At 72.4% G+C, this 16840-nt stretch carries 18 protein-coding genes; 4 read left to right on the forward strand and 14 right to left on the reverse strand.

The features are described 5' to 3' along the window. Positions 1–83: 83 nt before the first annotated feature. The 14 genes from PVK37_RS26505 to PVK37_RS26570 form a co-directional block, all read right to left on the reverse strand. Positions 84–755, reverse strand: a complete 672-nt coding sequence (locus PVK37_RS26505) for a hypothetical protein (RefSeq protein ID WP_275030540.1) — start codon at positions 753–755, stop codon at positions 84–86. Then, positions 704–1057, reverse strand: coding sequence for a hypothetical protein (locus PVK37_RS26510; protein ID WP_275030541.1), 354 nt, complete (start codon positions 1055–1057; stop codon positions 704–706). The genes PVK37_RS26505 and PVK37_RS26510 overlap by 52 nt, the downstream gene beginning before the upstream one ends. A gap of 161 nt (positions 1058–1218) precedes the next feature. After that, positions 1219–1509, reverse strand: coding sequence for a hypothetical protein (locus PVK37_RS26515; RefSeq protein ID WP_275030542.1), 291 nt, complete (start codon positions 1507–1509; stop codon positions 1219–1221). An 84-nt stretch (positions 1510–1593) separates the two neighbouring features. Beyond that, positions 1594–1833 carry a hypothetical protein gene (locus PVK37_RS26520; RefSeq protein ID WP_275030543.1) on the reverse strand — a complete coding sequence of 80 codons (240 nt, stop codon included), beginning with the start codon at positions 1831–1833 and terminating at the stop codon, positions 1594–1596. Positions 1834–2025: 192 nt separating this feature from the next. Continuing rightward, positions 2026–2343, reverse strand: a complete 318-nt coding sequence (locus tag PVK37_RS26525) for a hypothetical protein (RefSeq protein WP_275030544.1) — start codon at positions 2341–2343, stop codon at positions 2026–2028. 70 nt (positions 2344–2413) lie between these two features. Next, a complete protein-coding gene (locus PVK37_RS26530; RefSeq protein WP_275030545.1) occupies positions 2414–2950 on the reverse strand; it encodes a hypothetical protein in 537 nt (178 codons plus the stop codon). Continuing rightward, positions 2947–4029 carry an AAA family ATPase gene (locus tag PVK37_RS26535; RefSeq protein WP_275030546.1) on the reverse strand — a complete coding sequence of 361 codons (1083 nt, stop codon included), beginning with the start codon at positions 4027–4029 and terminating at the stop codon, positions 2947–2949. Before PVK37_RS26535 ends, PVK37_RS26530 begins: the two co-directional genes overlap by 4 nt. A gap of 41 nt (positions 4030–4070) precedes the next feature. Further along, complete coding sequence (locus tag PVK37_RS26540; protein WP_275030547.1) at positions 4071–4316, reverse strand: hypothetical protein; 246 nt, start codon at positions 4314–4316, stop codon at positions 4071–4073. A 2-nt stretch (positions 4317–4318) separates the two neighbouring features. Continuing rightward, positions 4319–5023, reverse strand: a complete 705-nt coding sequence (locus tag PVK37_RS26545; RefSeq protein WP_275030548.1) for a hypothetical protein — start codon at positions 5021–5023, stop codon at positions 4319–4321. 192 nt (positions 5024–5215) lie between these two features. Further along, positions 5216–5518, reverse strand: coding sequence for a hypothetical protein (locus PVK37_RS26550; RefSeq protein WP_275030549.1), 303 nt, complete (start codon positions 5516–5518; stop codon positions 5216–5218). Between the two features lie 339 nt (positions 5519–5857). After that, positions 5858–6775 (reverse strand): glycine-rich domain-containing protein, encoded by a 918-nt coding sequence (locus tag PVK37_RS26555; RefSeq protein ID WP_275030550.1) that lies wholly within the window; start codon positions 6773–6775, stop codon positions 5858–5860. After that, positions 6772–7857 carry a hypothetical protein gene (locus PVK37_RS26560; RefSeq protein WP_275030551.1) on the reverse strand — a complete coding sequence of 362 codons (1086 nt, stop codon included), beginning with the start codon at positions 7855–7857 and terminating at the stop codon, positions 6772–6774. Before PVK37_RS26560 ends, PVK37_RS26555 begins: the two co-directional genes overlap by 4 nt. Further along, complete coding sequence (locus tag PVK37_RS26565) at positions 7835–11599, reverse strand: hypothetical protein (protein ID WP_275030552.1); 3765 nt, start codon at positions 11597–11599, stop codon at positions 7835–7837. Before PVK37_RS26565 ends, PVK37_RS26560 begins: the two co-directional genes overlap by 23 nt. Then, positions 11600–14419, reverse strand: coding sequence for a hypothetical protein (locus PVK37_RS26570; protein WP_275030553.1), 2820 nt, complete (start codon positions 14417–14419; stop codon positions 11600–11602). Positions 14420–14696: 277 nt separating this feature from the next. On the opposite strand from PVK37_RS26570, the gene PVK37_RS26575 reads away from it, so the two are divergent. The 4 genes from PVK37_RS26575 (at position 14697) to PVK37_RS26590 (ending at position 16815) form a co-directional block, all read left to right on the forward strand. Beyond that, on the forward strand, positions 14697–15566 hold the full coding sequence (locus tag PVK37_RS26575; protein ID WP_275030554.1) for a helix-turn-helix domain-containing protein: 870 nt from the start codon (positions 14697–14699) through the stop codon (positions 15564–15566). Positions 15567–15580: 14 nt separating this feature from the next. Further along, the gene (locus PVK37_RS26580; RefSeq protein WP_275030555.1) at positions 15581–15787 is read left to right on the forward strand and encodes a DUF397 domain-containing protein; all 207 of its coding nucleotides are present in this window, start codon (positions 15581–15583) and stop codon (positions 15785–15787) included. Positions 15788–15997: 210 nt separating this feature from the next. Further along, positions 15998–16417: a hypothetical protein gene (locus PVK37_RS26585; RefSeq protein WP_275030556.1), complete on the forward strand. Its 420-nt coding sequence runs from the start codon at positions 15998–16000 to the stop codon at positions 16415–16417. Then, positions 16414–16815 carry a hypothetical protein gene (locus tag PVK37_RS26590; RefSeq protein ID WP_275030557.1) on the forward strand — a complete coding sequence of 134 codons (402 nt, stop codon included), beginning with the start codon at positions 16414–16416 and terminating at the stop codon, positions 16813–16815. The genes PVK37_RS26585 and PVK37_RS26590 overlap by 4 nt, the downstream gene beginning before the upstream one ends. The last annotated feature ends 25 nt before the right edge of the window (positions 16816–16840 follow it).

The following is a 16840-nucleotide window of genomic DNA, read 5'->3' on the forward strand; positions in this document are numbered from 1 at the left end:
GTCACATTCAACCACTGCGACCGGACTGATAGCCACTACAGCGAAACCCACCGAACGCCGTCGCGGTATCTGACTCTCCTCCTCTACTGGACCCCGGCGCCGACCGGCACCCGGGCTTCCTGCTGGTCGGTTCCGGCGGCGACGCTGCCGGCTCCCTTCTCGGCCCGGACCTCCGCCTTGGCCTCCCTGATCCGACTTCGGCCCCACCGCTCTTTGCGGCCGAACTGCGCACCGAGGGCCTGCGCGGTCAGCGGCTTCCCGGCGGCGACTGACTCCCGCCACGCCTTCCGGGCGGCAGCCCACAGCTCCGCCGTTGCCGCGTCCGGCGGCGCTGTCGGCTCGGGGTTCGGCATTGGCCGCCGGGCCGGCCACGGCACCGGTGGGACCACCGGCTCCATGCGCGGCAGCGGCACCCGCGCCGTCGGGGACACCGGCGGCACGGCCGGCAGCGACACCGGCACCGGGTCCGGCAGCGGCTCGGGGTCCGGCACCGGCTCGGGCTCCGGGTCCGGCACCGGCACCGGCAGCGGCTCGGGCTCCGGGTCCGGCACCGGCTCGGGCTCCGGCACGGGCACGGGCACTGGCCCCTGGGCTGACAGGGGCTCGGGCTCGGCGACTGGCGGTGCCAGCACAGGCACCGAAGGCGGCGGCACCGGCGCCGGCGGCGCGCTGGCGGCCGCCGGGGCGGCAGCGCGCTCGGCATTCATTGCCGCGCGCCGCATCTGCGACAGCACCACCAGCGCGATCGACGCCACGACCACCAGGCCGTCGACGGACAGCTTGCCAGGGCGGCGACGCCGGCAACGATCAGCGTGCCGCCGATCTGCACGCCCCTCAGTAGCAGGTGCCGCGGTGCCGGCACCCGCGTCATCACCTCCGAGCACAGCAGCAGCGCCAGCGGCGCCCAGCCGGCAACTGCCTTCGCGCCGGCACCGGCACCGGCGTGCGCGATGTTCGCCGCCAGCGACGCGACGATGCCGGCACCAAACGCCAACCACGCCGACACCCAGGCGCCCTTGCTCGGCCGCTCCGGCACGTCCCTCTCCACGTGAACCACGGCCGGCACCTACCCGGCAGCCCTGGCGGCAGTGCCGCCGTCGAGCGGCAACACTGCCGCTTCCGGCAGTGCCGGCAGTGCCGGCACCGTCTTGCTCTCCATCGGTTTCCCTCCAACAGGTCGAGGCCGCCCGGGTTACCCCGGGCGGCTCTCGTGGGTGGCTACAGGCGGGTCAGCGTTTCGCCGACCAGCGGCCCGCTCTCCGCCCGCGCCCGCTCGTGCTCGGCCAGGTGGTCGACGCACAGCAGCTGCGTCTGCGTCCACGGGTCCAGCTCCAGGCCCTCCTCCGGGTCGAACAGGCACAGCCCGCCGTCCCCGCACTTCTCGCCGTCGTGCTCGGTCACCAGGCGAGCGACCGCGACAGCCGCGCAGGCGCCGCCGTCCTCCTCCGGCACGAACTCGGCGTTGAAGGTCGGCACCACGATGCGCTCGGTGCAGCTCAGGTTGGTCATCTTTGGCTCCTCAGGTCAGGGTCGGGTTTGGGCAGGCAGGAAAGGGAAGCGGCGGGCGCGCTCGGGGCGCGCCCACCGGCTCGGTCAGCGGTACCGCTTGAGGCTCAGGGTGTACTCGCGGCCGTCGGTCAGCCGGATGACGACCCCGTTGTCCTGGCCCATGAAGCCCGCGTCGGCCAGCGTCTGGACCTCGCGGACCTCGACCGGCTCGCCGTCCTCGTCGGTCAGCGGCTGGTCGCCCGCCGTCTCGGCCGCCTCCTCCAGGGCCAGCTCCTCGGCGGCGACCAGCAGGGCGCGCTCCAGGATCTCCTCGTAGCTCAGCATCGGGCTCACTCCTTAGTGCAGATTGGGGGGCGTTGCGTACAGATTCATTGTATGCGTTTGACGTTCCTGCGTACAAGTTTTATGTACGCCTCGGGCCGTGTAGCAGGTCACACAGACCGGCGTCCACCCGTCCACGGAGAGCGCCGAACGCGCCGGGTCGGGTAGTGGAGTGAGGGTGTGGCCCGGCCCGGCTTAGGCGGGCTGTGACCGGTCGGGGCGCTCCCCCAGCCGCCGGGCATCCAGCTCGGCCGCCGCCTCCAGCACCCACGCCGGCGGGCCCGGCCGCCGTCCCGCAGGGCGTGGCAGTGCCCGGCCGCCCGGCGCGGTCCGCTCCGCGCCGCACGCCTGGCACCTGGTCGTCAGCCACACCAGGCCGCCGCCCTCCTGCGCCGAGCCGTCGAGCATCCCGGCGCAAACGTCGCACACCCCCACCACACCAACCTCGGCGGCAGCGGCGAACGCCTCCACGTCGACCTGGCCGTCACGCACCAGCCTCGCGTCGATCGCCACCGCTCACCTCCGACCTCCGATGTGGGACAGGGCCGGGCAGAGGACGTCCTCCGCCCGACCCTGCGCCGCCCTACTCCTGCGAACTCGCCGGCAGTGCCAGCAGGTCCGGCAGCGCCAGCCGGCCGTCCCGGTAGGCCCGCGCCACCTCCTCACGCCCGCCCGTCTTCCAGGTCATCCGCGTTGACGGCGGGGGCGGCTCCGCGACCTCCACGAAGTCGAGAACCCGGCCCGTCTCGCCGTCGACCACCGTGCCGTCCGGCTCGACCGCCATCCGCGCGAGCAGCGCCTTCCGCCACGCCGGCCGCACCGACTCGACCGGCGCCGGCACGGTCACCTGGACCTCCGACGGGTGCTCCTGCTTGCACCAGGCGAGGAACCCCGCCTCGTCGACCACGAAGCCCGCCTTCGGCTCGGAGAGCGTCACCTGCGCCACGGGCGCGTCGTGGCCCGGCAGCCGGACCTCGATCGCCTTGACGCCGAACGACTGGTTCAAGCCGACCATGCCGGCGTCGGCGTCGGCTCGGGCCAGGTCGTACGCCTTCTTCACCTCGTCGAGCAGCGCCTTGAGCACCGCCGCCCGCATCGCTCGCTCCTGCGGCCCCTTCATCGGCCCGCTCCCGCCGTCTCGGGCTGCCGGCCGTTGGCCATGCGCCCAGCGTCGCGGGCCATCTGCGCGCCGGCCGCCTCCGAGGTGTCAGGGTCAGCGGCCCGCGCGCCGGCCGCGTCGGCCACTGCCCGGTCGAGCTGGGTGCCCGGGGCCTCGGCCGCCCGCCGCGCGGCGGCGATCTCCGCGCCTCGCGCGTTGAAGGCTTCCCGCAGCTTCTGCGTCTTGCCGAGGCGCTGCGCCCGCTGCCACAGCACCTCCAGGTCCTCCCGCGAGGCGCACGCGGCGAGGGCCTTCGGCCAGTCGACGTCCTTGGGGGGCTCACCGTTGTCCAGCCAGTCGAGCAGCTGGTGGCCCAGCTCCGCGCCCGGCTTGTGGATCACCTGGTCGGCCAGGGCGTCGCACCGGCTCTTCGTCACCCGCAGGTAGTGGCCCTGGTCGAGGTCGCCCACCAGGTCGAACTCGTACTCCAGTCCGTCTCTCTGGTCGGGCTGCATGCCCAGCTTGGACACCTGCTTCTTGCCGTCGCTGCCCTCGGTGATTTCGTACCTCTGCTTCGACCGCAGGCACACCACGACGTGCCCGGGAAAGCTCATCAGTGCCTCGATGTACGCCCGCTCGATCGGGCGCACGTCCTTCCAGCCGTCCATCGACCGGCCGCCGTGGTTGCGGGCGAACAGGTCAACCAGCTCCAGGATGCCGCCCGGCCCGAACCAGTAGTGCGACGCCGAGTCGAGCATGAACCCGGTGAAGCCGGCGTTCGCCGCCTCGTCGATCAGCTCGACGAGCTGCCGCGGGTCGTACCTGACTGGGGAGAACTTCTGGAAGCCGTAGCCGCCGGCCTCGTCCGGCGTCATGTCGCCGACGCCGGGCAGCTCCGGGTTGACCGCGTACTTGTCGGCCGAGTCGCGCTCGGTGTCGACGAACGCGATCCGCTCCAGGCCGTCCGCGATGGTCTGCGCGCCGGTCAGCGTGTAGAGCAGCTTCAAGCCGGTCAGCGTCTTACCGGCACCGCTCGGCCCGGCGAGGGCGATGCGCGCCTTCGCCTTCTTCCGGGTGGCCGGCATGAACCTCGAACTCATCCTTCGTCCCTTTCCACGTGAACGAACGTCCTACATAGATTCTATACGGTCGCAATGCGGCACTGCGACCCGACACCCACAGCCCACAACAAAGCGCCCGCGTGGCCCGCGCAGGCCTCGCTGCCGACGGCGGCCGGCAGGCCGCAGTCGTCTCGCCGGCAGATCACCGGCGTGGCCAGCTCGGTGCAGCCCGTGCCGCCCTCGCGGTGCCGCCAGTCGTCCCCGGCGGGCACGAGCACGCCACTGCACGTCGCGCACTGCGCGACGTCGATCAGCGCGAGGTTCACCCTCATTCCCCGATCACACTCCTCTCTCGCTTGGAAACGACGTTCAGGCGCCGGCTGTGTAGTGGTGCCGACCGCTTGCATCCGGGCATGGCGCACTGGCCGTTCGGCCCTTCGATGTAGGCGTGGTCGTCGACGCCGCTGCCGCGTTCGGAGGGCGACCCAACCGTTTCTTGTTCCCTGTATGTATTGCGTCCGCCTGACGGACCAACTCGGTCCGCCTGGCGGACTAGAGCTAGTCCGCGACGCGTACCACTACCGACCTTCACTGGTCCGCCTCTCGTACCAGCCGAACCGGACGAGTCGGGCGGGTCGGACCGAGCTGGTCCGGCACGCGGACCAACCACGCCCAGCTCGGTGAGCCGCCGCAACAGCTCGGGCGGCACGCCCAGGCGATAGACCGTCCGGGCCTTCTTGCGGCGGGCGTCCGCGACCGTCGGCCGCTCGCGCCACACCCACTTGTTCTCCGTGCGCTCCGCGCCGTCCTCGCCGTCCTTGCCCTCCAGCACGTTGAGCCACTTCGCGACCGACGACCGCGCAAGCCCGGTCGCCTTCTGCAAGTCGGTCAGGCTGGGCGTGAACTGCTCGGGGATCACCGCCGTGGCCGCGTCGGACCACGTGAGGAGCGTCAAGACGAGCTGCCGGCCGGGAGGGTCGAGCGTGCAAAGCTCGTGCCTCACCGCGCGCTCGACCGTCCAGCGGTCCACCATGCAGGCGGCCTCTCTGTGCAGCGCCGCCAGCGCACCGTCGCCCAGGCTGGCGTACGATGCGCGTGCGACCCGTTCTCCGTTCCGGGTACGTCCATTTCGGCCCCGCCAGATGACCGCCTGGCGGGGTCGAGACGTTTTCCGGCACCCTACACCGGCTCTGTACGGCCGCAGTGGGTTCCGACGTGCTCATACCTACGCCGCTGCCTCGTCGGGTTCGAGGACGTCCCACGGGTCCCACACGATCGTCCGGTTCGTGTCCTCGGCCCAGGCGTAGATCGTCGCCAGCTTCCACTGGGGGTTGTTGCTGAGCTCGCCGTCCTCCTTGGGCAACTGCCCCTTCGACCGCCACTGATACGGCGTGTTGTCCTTCACGCCGAACATGCGGACCAGCTCCTTGAGCCCGACCGTCACCGGCAGCTCCAGAGGGCCCGGCTTCATCAGGTCGGCCGCGATCTGCCGCGTGACCGCCTTGAGCTTGCCCTGGTTCACCTTCACTGTCCCTCTCCTCCCACGGCCGGATGCCATACAGGGTCAATGTACGGCACCCGCCGGGGACATCTAGGCCGCCACCGAGGCGGCGCACGGCTCGCTACACAGCAGGGATCGCACCGGCCTGGCCAGTGCCTTTCTCATCCATTCCTCCTCGTAGAGATGGCGAGGCGTACAGAGTCATTGTATACAACTCGGCCCCGCGCGTCAATATTGTATGTACGCGCCGTGTCGGCTTTGCCCACCGTCGCCACGGGCCGCTATGCTGGTGTCTCCACGTGAACGCAGCGCAGCCCCGGATTTCGCGATCCGGGGCTGCGCTGTTTCCGAGGCCAGGTGGGGCGGCTAGTAGATGACCTCCACGATGCACAGGCCGCCACCGCCGGCCCCGCCCAACCGCGACGTCGTCGAGGCGATGCCACCGCCACCGCCACCGCCGTGCCCGCCCGCGTTGAGCCCGTTCACGCCGGTCGACACCGGAGCCGCCCCGCCCATCCCCAGCAGCGAGTTGCCGCCGAATGCCGCGAACACGTGCTGGGCGTCGAGTGTCCGGCCCGGCCCGCCGCCCGCGCCCAGGGAGTTGAGGACGTTCCCGCCCGTCGCTGCGCCGCCGCCACCTCGGCTGCCGCTTGTGCTCGCCGTGCCCGCTGTGGCCCCGTTGCCGCCGGTGCCGCCGCCAGCCGTCCACAGCCCGCCGAAGCTCGTGCTGCCGCCGGCCCCGCCCTGCGCACCGGCCAGGCCCGCAGCGCCGGCCGCACCGACGGTCACCGCCACCTCGGCCGGCAGCTCCTCCGCCGGCCACACGCTCTCGCAGTACCCGCCGCCACCACCACCCCCGCCCGCGCCGTGGCCGCTGGCCGCCCCGATCACGCCGCCGCCGCCACCGCCGCCGCCGACCCCGTACGCCCGGATCCACCGCGCCCCGGCCGGCACCGTGAACTCGCCGTCCTCCGTGAACCGCTGGACCAGCGGCGCGGCCGGCAGGCCCGCCGCCGGCGTACCCACCCAGCCGACGATGTGGTTCCCGGCCGGCGGCGTCTTGAGCACCATCACCCGGGCGCGCACCGCCACGGGCCCGATCATCGACGCCACCCGGATCGGCTGGGTGTCGCCGTCGTGCAGCACCCGGATCGTCCCGTCGTCGGCAACGCTCATCACCGTCGCCGGGCGTAGGCGCCATGTCAGGCCGAGCTGGATCGCCCTCTCCAGCACCGCCTCGGCCAGCGCCTTCACCGGTACCGCCATCCCGCCGTTCCCGCTCACGCCTCCCCGCCCTTCGTCTCCGGGTACGCCCGCCGCAACGTGTGCCTCATCTCCCCGCCCGGCACCAGCGGCATCGTCCAGCCGACCTCCAGCCACCGCAGCCCGTCCCAGCGCACCACCTCGTAGGCGTCGTGCCGCGGGTCGACCGGGGTGCTCAGCTCCACGACCTCGTACACCGTCTGCTGGAGCCCCAGCGTCCGGGCGTACACCGTCGCCTGCGCCTGCGACCGCACCTGCACGTCGACCGTCTTCGGCAGCACGAACCCGCGCCGCTCGATCGAGTGCGGCGCCGACGCCGGCACGTCGTACGTCCCGACCACCGGCTCCGCGTCCGAGCCCGGGTCGTTGGACACCACCACGAAGCGGTTCGGCGCGACCAGCAGGTCACTCGTCCGCGAGATCGACCCCCGGATGACACGGCGGGAGGCATCCAGGTCGATCGTGACCGCCTGGCTGGCTGGATCGAACGCGCGGCGCAGCCGCAGCCAGCCCTGGTGGTTGACCCACGGCATGAAATACCCACCCTGCGCGGCCAGGTCCCGCAGCGCGTTCGCCCGCGACGTGCCCGGCGACCAAGCCGACGCCGACGTGAACTCGGTCGCGTCGACCACCAGCGGCCCGATCGGCAGCCCGTCGACGAGCCGTGCCGCCGCCTGGTCGACGAGCTGCCCGCCCGCGTCGAAGCCGACGTCCAGCTCCTGGTCGACCACGAACATCTCGTCGAGCAGCGTCAACGGCGCGGTCGAGCCGGCGCTGGTCACCAGGTCCGACGAGTCCGACACCATGTAGCGGCCCAGCTGGTACGAGGTGCCGTCGCCCAGCAGCATCCGGGGCGCGATCCGGTCCGTCATCTGGTTGATCCGCTTCGCGTCCTCCACGCCGAGGGTCACTCCGGACAGCCGGCGCGGGATCGTCGAGGTGCTGTCGTGGCTCAGACTCGGCGGCGAGCTGCCCCGCAGCGGCGTGAGCTCACCCCGGCGCACCCCGTTCCGGCCGTCGATGAGGTCGAAGCGGAACGAGGCCGACCGCTGCCCGCGGTACGCCGGCAGGTCCAGCAGATCAGGCGGAGGCGCAGATGCCACGGCCGTCCACCTCCCACTGGTTGCCCTGCCCGTCGACGAACGTCGTCGTGCCGGCCGGCTGCGACTCGAAGTCCGGCGCGGCCAGGACCGGACCGTCGATGCCGTCGCGCACCTCGATCCGGGCCACGCTCACCGCGCCGGTCAGCACCAGCGCCAGCCGGCCCGGATCGATCGTCGGCGGCTCCGGCGGCAGCTGGTTCGCGCCCAGGTTCTCCCACGTCACCCCGTCGTCGGACCGCCAGAACAGCACGAACGCCTGGCCGATGCCGTCCTCGTTGCCGTACGCGACGCGCAGCCACCGCCGCTGCCGGGTAACCACCAGGTCCTGCGTGTCCCGGCAGTCCTGGAGTCCGGCGCCGCCCCATACGGTCAGGCACGTCGACACCGGCCCGGCGGCCAGCGTCCACCCGGTCGCCTCGTCCTCGTCGGTGCGGGAGAGCTCCGCCGTCCACTCGTCGCCGGTCGGCCGCAGCTCCACCCGCACGTCCAGGTCGTTCGTCGACGGCTCCCGCGCGGTCAGGGCGGCGACGCTGACCGTCGGGCTCACGTTCGTGTTGCCGGTGGTCAGCACGCTGCGCATACCGATCTGGCCCGCGCCCTGCACGTCGGTGTCGGACGCGGACTGCTCCCACCGCAGCATCCCCGGCCCTGTGTCCGCCCACACCGCCACCCGGATCGACGAACCGCGGATCTGCAACCGCATCCAGTACCACGGCCCCGCCTGGTAGGGCAGGGGGTCGCCGAATCGATCCCGCACCGGAGCCAGCGCCGTGACGTTCGTCAGTACGCCGCTCACGATCTTCTCCAGCGCCACAGCCAGCTTGCCGTCGGTCTGCGCCGCCAGTCGCGCCCGATAGTGCGTGCCGGTGGACACCTGCCGCCCGATCAGGTACCCGTTGATCGCCGCGCCCGTCGCGACCGCGCTGAACCGGAAACGGGCCTGGACGTCGACGTCGGCCCAGCCCGAGCCGACGACCGCCGTGCGGGGAGCAGTGGCCGCCAGCTCGATCGTCGCCGCCTCGCCGCCCACCGAGAAGTTCGTCGCCACGCCCTCCTGGATCGTCCAGCCGCCCCCCAAGCCGTCCGCCACGGTCCGGTCGAACGGGTCGCTGAACACCTGGCCGGCGATGCCGGCGGCCGGGACCGGGGTGCTCGCCGTCACCGCCGACACCTGGCCCTCCGGGCGCAGACCCTCGCACGGGGCCAGGCCGCCGTCCAGCGGGGCCGGCGTCGCGGTCACCTCCACCACCTGCACCTGCGCCAGCTGGAGCTGGCCGGCCTTGCGGCGCTTCACCTGCCCGGACGGCACCAGCAGCGTCGACAGCCACCGGCCGCTCAGCTCGTCGCGGACGCACACGTACGGCACCGTGTCCCACGCCAGGTCCCGCAGGTCCTGGAAGCCGCGGTCCAACGTCTCCGGCGGCACGGCCGCCGCGTTCACCAGCACCGCCCGGGTGAACTCCACACCGCCGCGCTCCAGTGGCCGGAACGCCGTGCGGTAGTCCCGGTCGAACATCTCCTGCAGCTCGACCTGGCCCGCCTCGGGGAACGTGAACTCCTCCACCGTCGACCGGTCGAAGTTCGCCACGTACGCCAGGTTCCCGCCCGGGTTGTGGTTGCTCGTCAGGATCAGCACGCCGGTGTCGACGTTGCGACCTTCCACCCCCGGCGCGGCGATCGTGGCCGCGACCGACGCCGACCAGGGGCCGGCGATGCCGAGGCGATGCATCATCCTGATCCTGTACCTCGACTCGACGCCCACCCGCGCCTCGTAGTCGTCGACCGCCGCCACCGCCGGCTCGACCACCTTGGCGATCGTCTCCCAGGCATCGGCGGCCATCGTGTCGTCCTGGCGCTGCACCTCGTAGTAGCCCCAGCCGGCCACCACAGCCGTGTTCAGCGGCGTCCACGACAGCCGGTGGAACCGGATACCCGTCGGGATCTTGCTCGTCGGCCGGCCGCACTGCTCGTCGACGACCGACAGCGGCTGCACTGCCGGCTCCACCGTCAGGCCGGTCACCGCGTCCATCTCCTGCGCGAACATCAGCGTCAGGTCGGCCGACTCGTCCGACTGCCCGTCGACGACCGCATGCGCAGGCTTACCGCCGTACCCGGGCTCCGCGTACACCCCGGCCGGCGCGGTGGTCAGCGGGTTCGCGTCGGCGCCGAGGACCTGCCACGGCGACTGGCCGTCCGCACCGCTGGTGAACGCCCACCACGTCAGCCCGCCCAACCCGTCGGACAGGTACGGGGGGTCGAGGCGCACCGTCACCTCCCGCCAGCCGTCAGCGATCTCCGGAAGCGCGTCGAACTCCTCCACCGTCACCCGGGCTACCGGGCCAAGCCGCTGCGTCGTGTCCAGCGGGTTGACCTGCGCCAGCTCCAGCGCGTCCCCGGTGCTGGGCATGTGCCGGGCGTAGAAGCGCGCCCACACCCAATCGGCGGAACGCTCCTCGACGATCTGCTGCATCGTGTAGCCCGGCGGCGTCAGCTCCGACACCGTGGCCACCGCCTGCGTCAGGTAGCTGTGCCCGCTCAGGTCCGGCGTGCCCGGGGAGCTGCCACCGCTGAGCAGCACCACCGACGGCAGCTCCTGCGCGGTCTCCACCGTCGGCGTCTGCCCTTCGCGCAGCGTCTTGCGCAGCAGCACGCCCCGGTGGCTGGGGAATGGTTCGACCGGGCCAAGTCGGTCCGCCCTCACCGGGACCGGCGACGCCACCGACAGCTGGCCGGCGTACGCCTGGCCGACCGTCACCGCGTACTCCCGGCCGGCGATCAGCTGCACCGAGCCGGCGAACCACCCCGTGTCCCAGATCGGCACCTCGTAGTAGTACCCATTGATGTAGCTCACCCCTTCGGACAGACTGAGGCCGCCTCCGCCGACCCGGTTCTCCTCGCCGTACGTCACCTCCAGCGCGAGGTAGTGCAGCTGGAACACCATCGCCGGAGTCGCGGACGAGGACGCCTGAAGCCGGACGTTGATGTTCGTCCCGCCGGATGCGGACAGCGAAGACAGGCCCGCCGGCACGCCAGAGCCGGCGATGTTCTGCGCCCGCCACGGGGTCCGGCCGCGCTCGACGGTCGGCGCGGCAGCCGTGTTCCACCAGGGGTTCAGCTCGCCCAACCGGGATCTGCCAACGGTGGTGATGCCGCTGTGGATGGCCGGTCCGGTCAACGTGTCGTCCATCAGCCAGTTCACCCCGGCCGACGGGCGCTCAAGGCCGAGGGTGACCGCGGGTGCCAGGTCGGCGAACGGCCCGCTCATGACGTACAGCACCGACACGTCGAGGATCCGCCGACCGTCCAGCCGCGAGTGGGTGCGCTGCGAGTTGGTGTCGAACCAGCATCGCGCTGCCGCGTTAGGCCCGGTCAGCGTGATGTGCCGCGGGTCCGAGGGGTTCTGCACGGCGTCTTGCGGCGTCGACGCGCCGCCTGCGAGCGCGGCGCCGGTCAGCAGCGTGCCGTCCCGCATGGGGATGACCAGCTTGCGGACCGGCCCGGTGCCGGCGACCTGGCCCGCCGGGTACAGGTTGACCAGCAGCTCCTTGCGTGCGGGCAGGCCCGGCGGCGGGGTGGCCACGTCCAGGTGCACGCGGCGCAGGCCGTCCCCGGACGGGTGGCTGGTGCGGGCCCGGAACGTGTATCCGACCTCGCTGCCCGTGTCCAGCAGCACTGTGTCGGCCAGCAGCGGTGCCCACTGCATCCCCATCACATAGGGCCGGTCAGGGTTGTATTCGCCCACTCAGATCGTCCTCACGGTCGTGGCCACGTCCCGACGGGCCAGCGTCTCCATGACGCCTTCGCCGACCGCCCGGCCGGTGTCCAGCGCCTCCTGCCGGGTTGGCAGGACACCCTCGAAGGTCACGTGGATCGCGTCGCGTCCGAACACGACCGACGCGCCGCCGTCGCTGCCGAGTAGCCGCATCAGCCCGGACTGCTCGGCCAGTTCCCGCGCCCGGCGTGGCCGGGTCAGCGGCACCACGACTTCGTCGCCGGCCTCGCCGCCGACGAACAGCGTCGGCCGGCGCAGGATCGCGCCGTTGGCCAGCATCGGGATGCGCGGCAGGCCGCCCGGCAGCTTGGCGTCGATGGACGCAATGCCGAAGTTGATCTTGCGGATGACGGCATTGATGAACCCCGTCAGGGCCGAGGTGATCGACCCGGCGACGTCGCCGATGAACGAGCCGACGTTCTTGAAGCCCCGCATAAAGCCATCGATGAGATTCTTTCCCGCTGACACGAAGCGTCCTGCCAGATTGGCGATCTTCCCGGGCACGCTGGACACGTACTGCACCACGGCGTTCGCGCCGCTGACGGCCGCGCTCCTGGCCGCCGCCCACGCCCTGCTCAGCGCGCCGCTGAGGATGCCCGGGAGAGCCGCCAACGCCGACATGGCGCGGCCGGGCAGCCCGGCCACGAACGTCACCACCGCGTTGACGCCGGTGGTAGTCAGGGACCGGGCGGTGGCCCACAGCGAGGTGAAGAACCCGGCCAGCAGGCCCGGCAGCGCCTGAAGGCCGGCGAGGACCATGCCGGGCAGCTGGGTCACCGAGAAGATCAGCAGGCCGATGCCGACGCCGACGGCCTGCAACGCCATCCCCAGCGCCGACGTGAACAGGCCCCACAGCAGGCTCGGCAGACTGGCCAGGAACAAGCCGATCTTCCCTGGCAGCTCGGCGAACCACGTGCCCAGCGAGGAGAAGAACCCGACCACGGCAGTCCACGCCGACGAGAAGGCCCCACCGATCGCCGACCCGACCCCACCCCAGTCGATCCCGTTCAGCCAGCCGGCGACGCTGGCCAGCCAGCCGGCCACGCTGGACAGCGGCGACAGCAGCCACGCCAGCGCGCTGGCGATCGCCGAGATCAGTGGGGCGATGGCCTGCGCGGCGAGGAACCCCAACAGCAGCGCCGCGACCTTGAGCAGCGGCGCCGCCACGGCGATCGCCACGGCGGCGAGCTGCGCCACCAGCACGATGAGCGGCGTCAGCGCCACCACGATCTCGACGAGCGGCGGCAGCAGCGACACGATCGTCGGGACCAGCGGCATCAGCGCCTGGACCACCTGCACGATCAGCGGGCCGAGGGAGGTGAGGGCCGGCGCGAGCGCGGTCCCCAGGGCGGCGACGACCTGGCCCAGCGGCGGGCCCAGCTGCGTGAACAGCTCGGCGAGCAGCCCGGCGGCCGGGGCGAGGACCGCCGACAGCGCCTGTCCGATCTGGAGCAGCACCGGCCCTAGCGCCGACACCAGCGGCCCGGTCAGCGGGCCCAGCGCGCTCAGCGCCGTCGCCAGCGGGCCGACCAGCATCGTCGCCAGCTGCCCGATGACCGGCAGCAGCGGCGCGACCGCCTGCAAGATCGACCCGATGACCTGTGCGATCGGGCCGAGCGCCGGGGCGAGCGCCTGGACGCCGACCGACAGGGCGCTGATCACCGGGCCGAGGGCTGTGGCGAGCGTAGCGATGGCCGGGCCGAGCGCTGACGCGACGGCCTGCAAGGCGGGCACGACGGCCTGCACGATCGGCAGCAGCGCTGGCACCAGCGACTGGCCGACGATCTGGAGCAGCAGCATCAGCACCGGGGCCAGGCCCGACGCCGCCGCGCTCAGCGCGGTGAACACGCCACTCAACGCCGTCGCGCCCTCCGCCGAGGCGAAGAACTCGCGCAGGGTGCCGGTCGCCGCCACCAGGCTGCCGAGGAACCCGCCGCTGCCGGCCGCCTGGTTGACCGCCTGGAAGACGGAACTGAGGACCCCGCCGACGTTGGAGGCCACCTGGCCGAGCTGGCGCAGGATGCCCAGCGCCGTCTGGATCGACGCGGTGGCCCGGCCGCTCTCCGCCATCGCCGACAGCCACGCGCCAAACCTCGCCGCCAGGCCGCCCGCCGTACCGGACAGGTCCTTCACCGTCGGCAGCGCCACCACGGCCAGGTCGCGGAACCCGACCAGCAGTGGGCGCACCGCCACGCCAAGGCTCGCCACCGCCTCCCGGGTGGTCGACAGCACCCCGCGCAGCGCCGACACGGTGGCGCCCTCCCGGGCGAACTCCAGGGCCCGCCTTGCTGCGGTGCCGTACTCGGCGGCGATGCCGGCCAGGCCGGTGCGCAGCGGCCCGGCCAGCACTGCGGCGGTCTGCTGGATCTGCCCGACGAGCGGTGCGGCGAACGCGTCCTGCGTCGACTTCCTGACCGCCTCGATCGCCGGCTGGACCGCCATGAAGTCCTTGGCCAGGCGCTGCGCCTGCGGTGACAGGTTCTCCAGCGCCTTCTCGAACGCCTTCGCGTCACCCTCGACGACCGCACTCATAGCGTCGCCGAGGCCAGCGGTGGCGATCCTCGCCGCGCCCATCGCCGCGCCGTACACGCTGACCGCGCCGGGAATCGCCAGGGCCGCCCCGCCGACCTGCGCCAGCGCGCCGGCCAAGCCGACCAGCGCGTTCGTCGCGCCGCCCGCGATGCCCGCGACAGCGCCGAGCTTCAGCGCCCTCGTCAGGCCCGCCTTCAGCTGCGGCGCGAACTTCTTAACGTCGCCGATGATCTCGATGTACGCACGTCCCAGCGCCACGCCCCCAGCGTAGGCCAGCAAAGGCGGTCGCAATCCTCCATTGCTACCCGACACGTCCGCGCGACGACGAAGGGCCCCGGTGACGCAACCGGAGCCCTTCGCCTGCGCTCATCCAGCGAGCCTGACCCGTCCCGCGCGCCGAGTCGTGCCGATCAGAGTAGCCACGACGCAGTACCGCCCGAAAGCCTCACGCATTCCGCCCGTCGTCGCCGCCGCGTACCCTCAGCGCAGGTCCGTGCCATCCTGGCACCGTGCCAGTCTTCGGAGGTGCAGAGACGTGATCAGCCCCCTCGCACGACGTCTGCGGCTCGGTCACGCCATCCGAGAGCTGCGGGAGGCGTCCGGCCTCACCGGCGCCGCGCTCGGCCGCGAGGCCGGACTGGACCGTACCGCGGTGTCGAAGGTCGAGAACGGCGAGCGCAGACCGTTGGACACCATCCTCAAGCTTCTTGACGTGCTGCTCCCCGAGAGCGACGAGCGGTACCTGGCGCTCCAGCGAGTCGCCCGCGACGGCCTCGCCCGTGGCTGGTGGACCGGCCAGGAGTACGCCGCCATGGGCGCGCGACAGGCCCGCACCGCCGAGATCGAGTGCGGCACCCGCGCCATCCTCGAGTACCAACCCGCGCTGCTGCCCGGCCTGCTCCAGACCGAGGCGTACGCCCGCCACCGGGGCCAGGTCGCCCTCGACGACGGAGCCGACTTCGACCTCGGCGGCACCGTGGCCGGCAGACTGCGCCGGCAGCAGCAGATTTCCGGCCCCGACGGGGCGGAGTACGACGTCGTGCTGGAACCGCAGGCCATCGAGCGGCTACCCGTGCCGCCCACGGTCATGCGGGAGCAGCTGCACCACCTGCTCACTCTGGCCACGACCAGGAAGAACGTCAGCGTCCGCGTCCTGCCGGTTGACGCCCGGCTCGGGCGCGGGTACGTCCCCCGCTCGCCGTTCTCCCTGTACGCCTACCCGGACCCCGAGGACCTGACGCTGGTCGCCGTCGACACCGTGACGACCGACCTGCTGATCACCGAGGCCCTGGAGGCGCAGCGGTACGCGCGGCTGTTCGACCAGCTGCGTGACGCCGCGCTGTCCCCCGAGGCCAGCGCGGACCTCATCCAGAAGGCGGCCGATCTGCTGGCCGCCGAAGCCTGACCCAGGGAGTCACCATGAGTGATCTCGCCTTCCGCCCCTGGCGGAAGTCCACCAAGTCCGACGGCGGCCAGAACTGCGTCGAGGTGTCCGACGCCGTTGACGGCAGCACCATGCTGGTCCGCGACAGCAAGGACCGCAGCGGACCCGTCCTGACCTTCGGCAACGCCGGCTGGACAGCGTTCATCGCCGGCGCGAGGAACGGGCAGTTCGACCTGACCTGACCGACCGCACCACCCGACCCGAGGGGCCGACACCGCACGGTGTCGGCCCCTCGCCGCGTCCACGGCCGACACGCACAGTCACTTTCTTCGTCCCCCTTGTGACATCGACCAGCTCCGTGCCATGCTGGCACGGTGCTGAACGGCACGGTGCCAACCCGGCAACGTGCTGGAATAGATCACCATTGAGAACGGCACCCCAGGGGGCAGCTCATGGTCCAGTCAGGACATCCGCTACTCGCGGCACCACCGCCGCCCGCCCTGGCCGGCGACGTCCCGCCGCCACCTCCCGGCGAGCTGGTCCCCCACGAGGGCTACATCGTCTTCAGCAGCCCCCTCCACCGCGCGGCCGTCGCCGACTACATCCGGGCCGTCCACCTGCCCGGATGGTCACGCATCGAGGTGCGCTGGCCGTTCAGCGTGCGGATCCACCGCCGCTGCGCCTGGTGCAAGGCCACGTTCCCCTGCGCCGCTGTGCGATGGGCCCTCGACGTCGACTCGGAGGGGCCGGCGGCACCGGCAACCCCGGCCCCTCCGCACCAGCACCAGCCGCTGTGGGACGGCCCGACCCTGATCCACACCCAGGTCGTTACCCCCGCGCAGCAGGCCCGAGGGAACGGCGGCCGGCGATGAGCAGCCTCCCCGGGCCGGTCCGGCCGCGCGCCGACATCATCACCACCCTGCCCGGCAGCGTGCTCTTCCGCGCCGCCGTCGACGTCTACCTGCGACACCAGCCCGGACCGATGGGCAGCTGCTCCTGCGGGCAGCTCGGCTGCCGGTCCCGCTACAACGCAACCCAGGTGATCGAGGCGGCCGGGGTCGAGCCGCTGTCGGTCACGGCCGCCGACGCCGCGCCGAGGCCGTGGCACGAGCGGCCAGTTCCGTCCGCCGCACCCGCGTGGGGGGCTGGGGCGGCGCAGTGTCCGGCATTCCCGACGGGCGTCGCGTCAGCGCCCGGCGCGGCCCGGCCGGCACTGGTCGGGGGGCAGGCGGGAGGTGAACGCCGCCCCCCGGCAGACGGACCGTGGTAAGGCCGCCGATCCCACTGCGGTCCAG

Origin of the sequence: Micromonospora cathayae (assembly GCF_028993575.1) — a bacterium.
Classification (GTDB): domain Bacteria; phylum Actinomycetota; class Actinomycetes; order Mycobacteriales; family Micromonosporaceae; genus Micromonospora; species Micromonospora cathayae.